At 45.6% G+C, this 11,364-nt stretch carries 7 protein-coding genes; all 7 read left to right on the forward strand.

All coding sequences use genetic code 11. The annotated features are described in order from the left end of the window. Position 1 precedes the first annotated feature (1 nt). Complete coding sequence (gene proC / locus D8792_RS04350; RefSeq protein WP_125373035.1) at positions 2 to 802, forward strand: pyrroline-5-carboxylate reductase; 801 nt, start codon at positions 2 to 4, stop codon at positions 800 to 802. Between the two features lie 326 nt (positions 803 to 1,128). Beyond that, positions 1,129 to 1,740, forward strand: a complete 612-nt coding sequence (locus D8792_RS04355; protein ID WP_125373036.1) for a TetR/AcrR family transcriptional regulator — start codon at positions 1,129 to 1,131, stop codon at positions 1,738 to 1,740. A gap of 18 nt (positions 1,741 to 1,758) precedes the next feature. Continuing rightward, positions 1,759 to 3,525, forward strand: coding sequence for an ABC transporter ATP-binding protein (locus D8792_RS04360; RefSeq protein WP_125373037.1), 1,767 nt, complete (start codon positions 1,759 to 1,761; stop codon positions 3,523 to 3,525). Beyond that, positions 3,518 to 5,263, forward strand: a complete 1,746-nt coding sequence (locus D8792_RS04365) for an ABC transporter ATP-binding protein (protein ID WP_125373038.1) — start codon at positions 3,518 to 3,520, stop codon at positions 5,261 to 5,263. Before D8792_RS04360 ends, D8792_RS04365 begins: the two co-directional genes overlap by 8 nt. Before the next feature lie 92 nt (positions 5,264 to 5,355). Continuing rightward, a complete protein-coding gene (locus tag D8792_RS04370) occupies positions 5,356 to 6,627 on the forward strand; it encodes a DUF2130 domain-containing protein (RefSeq protein WP_125373039.1) in 1,272 nt (423 codons plus the stop codon). 11 nt (positions 6,628 to 6,638) lie between these two features. Continuing rightward, a complete protein-coding gene (gene truB / locus D8792_RS04375; RefSeq protein ID WP_125373040.1) occupies positions 6,639 to 7,517 on the forward strand; it encodes a tRNA pseudouridine(55) synthase TruB in 879 nt (292 codons plus the stop codon). 284 nt (positions 7,518 to 7,801) lie between these two features. After that, the coding region (locus D8792_RS11795) for a GbpC/Spa domain-containing protein (protein WP_376739434.1) at positions 7,802 to 11,364 on the forward strand (3,563 nt) is incomplete at its 3' end.

Consider the following 11,364-nt stretch of genomic DNA (forward strand, 5'->3'; position numbering starts at 1 on the left):
GATGAAAATTGGATTTATCGGTCTGGGAAATATGGGTGGTAATCTCGCTCGTCTAGTTGCCCAAGATGAAATATACAGAAGCGAATTGCTACTGGCCAATCGCAGTCGTGACAAGGCTGAAAAGATTGCTGCAGAACTTGGTGGTCAGCCGGCCAGTAATGCAGAAGTTTTTGCTCAGGCAGAGGTGATTTTTCTGGGCATCAAACCTGCTCAATTTACTGACTTGCTGGCTGAGTATCAGGAAATTCTAGACAAACGGGATTCTCTTCTGCTGGTTTCGATGGCTGCTGGTCTGAGCTTGGAGCTATTAGAAAAATTGACACCTAGTCACCATCGTTGGATTCGGATGATGCCTAATACACCAGTAGCCGTAGGCGAGGGGGTTATTAGCTATGCCTTATCCCAGCAAGCACATCAAGCGGACGAAGATTTGTTGCGTGAGCTTCTGTCATCTGCTGGCCTTCTAGTCAAACTAGAGGAAAAGCAGTTGGATGCGGCGACAGCTCTTGCTGGCTGTGGACCAGCCTTCGTTTATCTCTTTATAGAGGCTTTAGCGGATGCAGGTGTCCGAGCAGGACTCAGTCGCGACGTATCGCTGCAGCTAGCTAATCAGACCCTTTTAGGAGCTGCCAAGCTAAGTCAGGTCAGTGGCCAACATCCGGCTCAGCTCAAAGATCAGGTCTGCAGTCCAGCTGGTTCGACCATTGCTGGGGTAGCTAGTTTGGAAGAAAATGCCTTTCGAGGAACAGTCATGGCCGCCGTTCAAGCTGCCTACAAGAGGACGCAGGAACTTGGTAAGTAGGGTAATTGTCATTTTGATTCTTTTGAAGAAAAAATAGAATCGTCAATTGATATGATACATCATCATTTAAGTAGTGCAGAGAGACACTCGTAGATGGCTTATTTAAAGCCAGTACGAGTGTCTTTTTATTTTTCAAAAAACTTATCCTTACTAAGTCAAGTGAAAGTAAACCTGTGGATGACATAGATGGAGACTTTGCTCTAAGAAGAAGTGGACTTTAAAATCAGCAGATCAGTTCATTTTTCTTTTGTTTTTCCTTGACAGTTAAATTGTCAGAATTTATAATAAAAGAAGAAAGGCGATAACGGTGTTATCGAATTTAAATCATGAAAAAAGAAACAGATGAGTTAAATGAAAAAATCTTGGAAAGCGCGAGGAGTGAGTTCTTGGCTTATGGCTATCAGGATGCTTCACTGCGGAGAATTTGTCGCGCTGCTGGCTTGACGACTGGGGCACTTTATAAGCGCTATGAGAGTAAAGACAGTCTCTTTACTGCCCTGCTTGAGCCTACTCTGACAGCCTTAGATCAGTATGGACAAGATCAGAAGCGACGTGACTATGCTTTCCTAGAAGAGGGACACCTGTCTGACATGTGGGCACATCGCTTAGAGGATCTCCAGTCCCTGATGCGGATTCTCTATGAGCATAAAGATATTATGCAACTCTTGCTCTTTAAATCTCAGGGTTCTTCGCAAGCGGACTTCAGGATGCGTCTGCCTCATTTGGCTGCAGACGAGACTTATCGCTATTTGGAGTTGGCTTACAAAGAGGGTAAGATCAATCATTTGGTCAAACACGAGTTTCTGCGATCGTGCATGACAGCTTATTACACAGCTGTATTTGAGCCCTTGGCTCAAGACTGGCCCCAAGAGCAGGCGCTGGAATTTTGCCATTCCATCATGGACTTGTTTGACTGGGGAGGTTTGCTCGGTTTTTGATAGAAAGAAGGACATTCTATGAAGAAAAAATCTGTTCTTGCTTGGATCTGGGACTTTGTTTCCCTTCATAAGATGTATTTTGTGCTCAGTCTGGTCTTTGCTTTTGTCTCTGTGCTTTCAGGATTTCTGCCTTACTTCTTTATTGGTGGAATGATTAATCAGCTCTTGGATGTCAATAAAAACTGGAATTTCTACTTGCAGCAGTCAGCTTGGGCAGGTCTGGCCTGGATTGGTTACTGGGGATTCCATGGTATTTCCACCATGCTGTCGCATACGGCTACTTTTAAGATTCTAGCGGAAATGCGGCACCGCCTGACAGACAAGTTGGCTAGACTGCCTCTAGGTACAGTGCTTAGTCAGTCATCAGGCAGCTATAAAAACATTATCGTTGAGCGGGTGGATGCGACCGAAACGACCTTGGCCCACCTGATTCCAGAGTTTACCGCTGGGATTTTTGGTCCGATTATTGTTCTCATTGCCATGCTAGTCATCGATTGGCGGCTGACCTTGCTGTCTCTCCTGACTATTCCCATCGTGGCGCTGGCCTATATGCGGATGGCTGTCAATAGCGAAGCGGACTATCAAAATACTCTGGTCAAGACCAAAAAGCTAAATGATACAGCGGTGGAATACATCAATGGGATTGAGGTTATCAAGGTTTTTGGCAAGGAAAAGTTCTCTTACGATAAGTTTGTGACGGCTGCTAGAGAAGGAGCAGACTGCTTTATTGAGTGGATGCGCAAGTTCAATCTAGAGATGGGCATTGTGACTGCTTTTCTGCCATCAGGCTTGCTTTTTCTGCTGCCGGCTGGCTGTTATTTTTATCTGCAAGGTAGCTTGACTGCCGGTAATTTCATTCTGATGATTATTCTGTCGCTTAGTCTTCTGACTCCTCTGATTTTAGTGGCTAGTTACATGGACGATTTACGGAAAATCGGGACTATTTTTGGCCAAGTGATTGATATTTTGGAAAAGCCGGATTTGAAAAGGCCTCAGGAGCTGAGAGAACTTCCAAAAGGAAGGAATCTAGTCATGACGGATGTCAGCTTTGGCTATACAGATGAAGAGGAGGTGCTACATGGAATTTCGCTAGATATTCAGGCTGGCAGCATCAATGCTTTAGTCGGCCCATCAGGCTCAGGGAAGTCTACAATTGCCAAGCTTCTAGCTTCTTTCTGGGATGTCAGTTCTGGTCAGATTACCTATGGTGGCTTGGACATTCGCCAGCTTCCGCTAGACTATTACAGTCGGCAGATTGCTTACGTGACCCAGGACAACTATCTCTTTGACGAGACTATTGTGGAAAATATCCGGATGGGAAATCCAGCAGCATCTGACGAAGAGGTCATCGAAATTGCCCGTCGCTGCGGCTGTTATGATTTTATCATGAACTTAGAAAACGGCTTTGAGACTCAAGTAGGCTCTGGCGGCGGTCATCTATCTGGCGGGGAGCGTCAGCGGATTGCCATCGCCCGTGCCATGCTTAAGGATGCGCCGATTCTTATCTTGGATGAAGCGACTGCTTATACAGATCCGGAAAACGAAGCACGGATCCAGTCCAGTCTAGCTCGGCTGATTGAGGGACGGACCTTGATTGTCATTGCCCACAGGCTGTCTACGATTATGAGTGCAGACCAGATAGTTCTGGTCAATGATGGTCGGATTGAAGCTAGAGGCAGGCATGAAGAGTTGCTAGCAGCTAGTCCGCTTTATGGTTCTATGTGGCAGGCTCATATTGCTACCAGGGATAGTGGTGAGATGGAAGGAGGGCTGACTCATACTTAATATACTGAAGAAATTCTTTGATTTCTGTACGGCAGAGGACCGTAGGAAATTTTATCAATCCATCTATTTGGGCATCATCAAGTCCTTTATCATCGCTCTGCGTATCCCAGCGATCGGCCTAGTTGTTATGGGGCTGATTGAGAAGAATCTCTCTATGCAGACTTTCTGGCTAGCTCTGGGTATCATGTTGTTATCCACTGTGCTAAATGTCTGGATTACCCTGAAAATCACCATGCTGCAGACGGAAGCGGGCTATCATACCTGTGCTCAGAAACGGATTGAAATTGCCGAGCACATGCGCTATTTGCCCATGGGTTACTTTAATCAAAATAGCCTAGGCAAGATTACCAGTGTTACGACTAATACGCTGGAAGGGCTGTCTGACGTAGCTACGCGAGTGGTTATGATGACAGTGCAAGGATTTCTAACGACTGGTCTCATCACTATTTTGGTCTTTCTCTATGACTGGCGGGTTGGACTGGTTCTCTTGGTGGGTCTTGTCCTCTTTCTCCTGCCAAATACCCTCATGCGTTGGCAAGTTGGCAAGGTTTCTGATGACAAGTATCAGGCAGATATGGACCTGGTAGCCGTTGTTTTGGAGTACAGCCAAGGGATTGCTGAAGTTAAGAACTACAATCTGGTCAACCGTTCTGCCAAGAAGCTGTCCAAGGCTATTGAGGGCAAGAGTCAGCTAGATACTAAAATGACACTCGTGACCTCACCTTACATTGCCCTCCAGGGTATGGTGACCAAGCTAACTGGTCTCTTTATGGGGCTTTTCTCTATCTACTTTTATCTCAATGGCAGTATGGAACTGCTGGTAACTATTATGATGATTGTCAGTGGTTTTATGATTTATGAAAATCTAGACGGCGTTGGCTCTTTCTCCTCTCTCCTGCGCATTGTTGATCTGTCGGTTGATATGGTCAATCAAGTCTTAGCTATCCAGCCGATGGACATCAGTGGTCAGGATATTGAGCCTAAGAGTAGCCGGATTGAGCTGATAGACGTTAGCTTCTCTTATGGAAATAAGAAAATTATTGACCGGGTTTCCCTCACCATTCCCGAAAAAACAACAACTGCACTGGTCGGACCTTCTGGATCAGGCAAAACAACGCTCTGCAACCTCATCGCCCGCTTCTGGGATGTGGACCAGGGAAGTATCAGTCTGGACGGATATGATGTTAGAGATTACAGCTATGACAGCCTGATTCATAATTTCAGCTTTGTCTTCCAAAGCGTCTATCTCTTTGAGGATACTATTGCTAATAACATTCGTTTTGGCAAGCCGGAGGCCAGTCAGGAAGAAGTAATAGAGGCTGCCAAGAAAGCTGCCTGTCATGACTTTATCCTCTCGCTGCCTGATGGCTATGATACCAAGATTGGTGAAGGAGGTGCGAGTCTTTCTGGAGGTGAGCGCCAGCGCATTTCCATTGCACGAGCAATTATCAAGGATGCGCCTATTATCATTCTGGATGAAGCAACGGCCAATGTTGATCCAGAAAACGAAGAAGCCCTCATGCAGGCTATTCAGGCTCTGACTCGCGATAAGACCATTATCATGATTGCCCACCGACTCAAGACGGTTGAGCATGCAGACCAGATTCTGGTGCTGGATCAAGGCCGCATTGTCGAACAAGGCAAACACCAAGACTTACTAGCTAAACAAGGCATTTACAGTAAATTTATCCAAGAAAGAAAAACAGCCGCCAGCTGGCGGATTGAGATGGAGGAGTGATAACCTGAAACAGCAAGCCAACGGCTTGCTGTTTTTCATTTAAAGGGAAGAATGGTATAATGAAGTAGAGAAAAATCTTGAATGAGGTAGCCATGAACGAAATCAAATGCCCCAACTGCGGGGAGGTTTTTACAGTCAATGAGAGTCAGTACAGTGAGCTTTTGTCGCAAGTTCGGACTGCAGAGTTTGACAAGGAGATTCATGCTCGGATTGAGCAGGAGCTGGCTTTAGCAGAGCAAAAATCCCAGAATGCCCAACAAGCTCTCCTATCGCAGAAAGAGCAGGAAATTAGCAAGCTTCAAAGTCAAATCGCTCAGTTTGAGACCCAGCAGGAATTGGCAAAGAAAGAGGCGGAGCAGGCAGCAAGTCTTCAATTGCAGGAGAAGGATAAGGAAGTTCAGCAATTGGAAAGTCAGCTGACAGCTCTGCGCTTGGAGCATGAAAATCAACTTCAAAAGACCTTGTCTGCGCTGGAAAAAGAGCGAGACGAGGTTAAGAATCAGCTAGTCTTGCAGGAAAAGGAAGCAGCGCTGGCTCAGACCTCTCTCAAAGAGCGCTACGAGGTGGAGCTGCGGCAGAAAGATGAGACCATAGAGTTCTACAAGGATTTCAAGGCCAAGCAGTCTACTAAGATGATTGGCGAGAGTTTGGAACAGCACTGCGAGTACGAGTTTAACAAGAACCGTATGGCCATGTTTCCACGAGCCGAGTTTGGCAAGGACAATGATGCCAGAACCGGTAGCAAGGGTGACTACATTTACCGTGAGGTGGATGAAAATGGTGTAGAAATCCTCTCCATCATGTTTGAGATGAAAAATGAAGGCGATGAGACAGCGACCAAGAAGAAAAACGAGCATTTCTTCAAAGAGCTGGATAAAGACCGGCGGGAGAAAGGCTGTGAGTATGCTATTCTGGTGACACTTCTGGAGGCTGACAGCGAGCTCTACAATTCAGGCATTGTCGATGTGTCCTATGCCTATGAGAAAATGTATGTTATCCGACCACAGTTCTTCTTGCCTATGATTACCCTCTTGCGTAATGCTGCGCTCAACTCGCTCCAGTACAAGCAGGAACTAGCCTTGGTGCGGGAGCAGAACATTGATATTACGCATTTTGAGGAAGATTTGGATGCCTTTAAAGTAGCTTTCGCCAAGAACTATCAGTCTGCTTCGACCAACTTTGGCAAGGCCATCGAAGAGATTGACAAGGCTATCCGTCGGATGGAAGAAATCAAGAAATTTCTGACGACCTCTGAAAACCAGCTGCGCTTAGCAAACAACAAGCTGGACGATGTCTCTGTCAAAAAACTGACACGCAAAAATCCTACTATGAAAGCTAAGTTTGAAGCTTTGAAGGAGAAGTAAGAAAACAAGATATGAATGGAATTATCAACTTAAGAAAAGAAGCGGGCATGACCTCGCATGATGCGGTATTTAAGCTACGCAAGATTTTAAAAACCAAGAAAATCGGTCATGGGGGGACCTTGGATCCGGATGTGGTAGGGGTGCTTCCAGTTGCTGTGGGCAAGGCGACGCGCTTGGTCGAGTTTATGCAGGAGGAAGGCAAGCTCTACGAGGGGGAGATTACTCTAGGCTGCTCAACGACGACAGAGGATGCCAGCGGAGACATCTTAGAGCGGACGCCGGTGACGGAGCTTTTAGAAGAAGCCCTTATCGATGAAGCGATGGAGTCCATGACTGGTGAGATTCGCCAGATACCGCCCATGTACTCAGCAGTCAAGGTCAATGGCCGCAAGCTTTATGAGTATGCGCGTGCAGGTCAAGAAGTGGAGCGCCCAGAGCGGCAGGTGACTATCTATAGTTTTGAGCGCACCAGTCCGATTTCCTATGAAGCTGAACAAGCTCGCTTTCGTTTTCGAGTTAAGTGCAGCAAGGGAACCTATGTTCGAACCTTGTCTGTTGATTTAGGAGCCAAGCTGGGCTTTGCCAGTCACATGTCTCAGTTGACACGGACTTCTTCAGCAGGTATGAGCTTAGAAGATGCCTTGACCTTGGATGAAATAGCAGAGCGAGTAGCGGGGGAGGATTTCTCCTTTCTACAGCCTCTGGAGTTGGGGACAGGTGATCTACCCAAGATTGAACTAACGGCAGAGCAATTTGAAGAAGTTCGGCACGGTCGTTTTATCCCCATTGAAAATGCTGAGACTGTCTTAGCAGGCTTTCATAAAGGTAAGCTTATCGCCATCTTAGAAAAAAGGGAAGAAACCTATAAACCTAGAAAGGTTTTTCTTTGATCAAATTGAGAATGTTAAAATCCTGAAATCTAATTTCAGGATTTTTTATATGCTTAGAATAATTAATCAAATCTATAAACTAAAAATGTATAAAAATACTGTTCGAATAGATCAGAAACACTTATAAAATTTACTGTGAATTTTTGAAATAGTAATACTCAAAAATTGGACAGATTTACTAAAAATGATTAAGTAATAAAAGGGCTATAAAATTGCTTAAATCCCACTTATATGGTAAACTTGAGGGAGTGACAATTTTAGAATAATAAGGAGGGTTCCGATACATGGGACAAGACTGGAAGAAAATAGAAAGGCAACGTTTTACAATTCGTAAGACGAGAGCATGGGGCGCATGTTCAGTTTTTCTAGGATCAAGTATTTTCTTTCTAGGAGGGGGAGTTGCAAGTGCGCAAGAAGTTAGTCCTTCTGCACAAGACCAAGCAGCTCAAGTAGCAGAAGCTACTAGAGTTTCAGATGAAAAAGAGTCTGAGAAACCGGCAACTGAAGCACAAGCCGAACCTGAAAAGAATGCTGCGTCAGTAAGTGCAGATGTTCAAGCAACTGAAGCTAAGGAACAAGCAGCACCTAGCTCTGAAGATGTAGTTAAAGCAGAAGAAGCTGCTGTTTCAAAAGACGAAAAGTCAGAAGAAACAAATGCTCCGAAAGAAGCTAAAGCAGAAGAAAAGGCTGAGCCAAAAGAAGATAAAACAGCAAGTACTGAAGCTAGTACAGCCGCACAACCTAAGCGTTCAGGCACATCAGGATTCAGAAGTGTTAGTGGTACATCAGGATTCCGAAATACTGGTGCTACTCGTCAAGGATCTGACTATACTGTTACTCAAGACGGTAATCTAGCTACAGTTCAAGCTAATGCTTTGAAAACTCAGTTGGATAGAGCAGCATCAGAGAACTTGCCAGTTACACCAAACCAGCTTAGAAATTTTGGAACCGCAACAACTGACGAAGAAAGACGCAGATTAGAACGTCAAGCAGCGGATCTTCAAAATACTGAAGCTCAGGCAATGAATAGAAAAATCTCTGATTACTTGACGGCTAAACAAAGAGCTCAACAATTAACAGGTAGAGAAGGAAGCTTGCAACAAATTGCTCCGCAAAACCTCGTGTTCTCTGATGAGCCAAACGCAACGGCTAGGATTAGGCTGGCACAAGGAGACTGGTTCGTCAAAGACAGTACGCTCACATCCCGAAATCAATATGTTCGTGAAGCTTTGGATAGTCGGAGCTACAGTGAGTGGCGAGACGGGACAACTACTCAACCGAATGCAGTTATCACTAGAGCCGATACAAGCCAACCGGCAGCAGAGCGAATCATCAAGGATCAAACAGATGCTTACTACATGGTTCATACGCAAGTTGGTAGAACCACAACAGTAGAGTACACCTTGCATAACTCATTTGCCGGTGGTCGACCTATTACGAAAGCTATTGCTCGATATACGCCTAAGAAGAGTTCTGCTTATGATGATAGTATGGTAATGGCTATCCATAAAGATCCAACTATGACAGTTTGGAATGGATCCAGCTATGATCGTAAAGGAACGGGTAACCAATTGCATATGGAATGGGAATTCTATTATGCGGATGGCACTAAGGTAGACTTTGGCAGAACACCTGGTGTTGTTTCTTTCGCTTCACGTAACCACCACGGGAATGATATTTACGCTGAAATTTATGGTAATTTGAGCTCAAATATGCAGAATGTACAAATTGTAGGTTCTTCTATCGTTCCACAGGCAAATGGTTGGTACTATGCAAATGGTAAGAATAACTCTTATAAAGGCCAAACTGAATATCAATGGGACCAACAAGGTAATCCAAATGAATTCTGGGGAGCGGGTGCTGCAAAAGTTACAAGTGGTACATCATTGAGCTTTGATATTGCTACCACTAACCCTGGTCAGCACTGGCCACGTCCAATTCGCCAATGGTTTTCATTTAATACCAACGTAAAAGCGAATAACGTCGTAACGAACCCTAATTTGACTTATACTCCTGCAGCATATGTCAATGAAGTTCCAGCACCAGAACCAGAAAAATCTTATGACAGATTTGTTATGGACATTCCACATAATGTCAGAGTCGTAGATTATGAGAATGCCACTCCAGATCAAAAACGCGCCTTCGACAATCAAACTGGTTCTCAGATTGTTTACCAACAAGGTAAGGACGGACAAGTTATTGTTGTAGGACCAAAACCAGAAAACCTAAATGATGTACCGAATCCTAAGTTTACAGCTCAAGAGCTTGAGACACTTAAAAATGGTGGAACTGTAAGAGGATTTAAAGGACACAATTACGTTGATCCTGTAGATACCATCATGGTTGTCAAACGTAATGCGGGACCAACTGGACCTAAGGGTGATAAAGGTGCAACTGGTGCCACCGGAGCCACAGGCGCAGCAGGACCAAAAGGTGATAAGGGTGCAACTGGAGCTACAGGAGCCACTGGCGCAGCAGGCCCGAAAGGTGATAAAGGAGCCACAGGCGCCACTGGCGCTGCAGGGCCAAAAGGCGATAAGGGCGCAACAGGTGCTACCGGTGCAACCGGAGCCAAGGGCGATAAAGGTGAAACAGGCGCTACAGGCGCAACTGGCGCTGCAGGACCAAAAGGTGATAAAGGCGCAACTGGAGCAACCGGAGCCAAGGGCGATAAAGGTGAAACAGGCGCTACAGGCGCAACTGGCGCAGCAGGACCTAAGGGTGATAAAGGCGCAACAGGCGCAACTGGTGCCACAGGTGCAACCGGAGCCAAGGGCGATAAAGGTGAAACTGGCGCAGCAGGACCAAAAGGTGATAAAGGCGCAACAGGAGCAACAGGCGCAACTGGTGCCAAAGGTGAAGATGGCAAGCCATCATTGGCTCAAGTCGTGGATAATAATAACGGCACACACACTGTTAAAGTTGGTCTCGATAAGAACAATAACGGCCAGCTCGATCCAGACGAAGTAACCTCATCTACCATCGTTAAAGACGGTAAGGATGGTAAATCTCCACTAGCTAAGGTTATTGATAACAACAACGGCACCCATACTGTTCAAGTCGGACTCGATAAGAACGGAAATGGTGAGCTTGATCCAGACGAAGTAACATCATCTACAATCATCAAAGATGGTAAGGATGGAAAAGCTGGTGCAACCGGTGCTACAGGCGCGACCGGAGCTAAAGGCGATAAAGGTGAAACTGGAGCAACAGGCGCAACTGGAGCTAAGGGTGATAAAGGTGCCACTGGTGCAACAGGCGCAACTGGTGCTAAAGGAGAAGATGGTAAGCCATCATTAGCCCAAGTCGTGGATAATAATAACGGCACTCACACTGTTAAAGTTGGTCTTGATAAGAACAATAACGGCCAGCTCGATCCAGACGAAGTAACCTCATCTACCATCGTTAAAGACGGTAAGGATGGTAAGTCTCCACTAGCTAAGGTTGTTGATAACAACAATGGCACCCATACAGTTCAAGTCGGACTCGATAAGAACAATAACGGTCAGTTGGATCCAGATGAAGTGACATCTTCTACAGTCATTAAAGATGGAAAAGCTGGGGCAACCGGTGCTACAGGTGCGACCGGAGCTAAAGGTGATAAAGGTGAAACTGGAGCAACAGGCGCAACTGGTGCCAAAGGTGAAGATGGCAAGCCATCATTGGCTCAAGTCGTAGACAACAATAACGGCACACATACTGTTAAAGTTGGTCTTGATAAGAACGGCAATGGTCAGTTGGATCCAGATGAAGTAACCTCATCTACCATCGTTAAAGACGGAAAAGATGGTAAGTCTCCACTAGCTAAAGTTGTAGACAATAACAATGGCACACACACAGTTCAAGT

The sequence above is a fragment of the Streptococcus cristatus genome (genome assembly GCF_003943505.1).
Taxonomy (GTDB): Bacteria; Bacillota; Bacilli; order Lactobacillales; family Streptococcaceae; genus Streptococcus; species Streptococcus cristatus_E.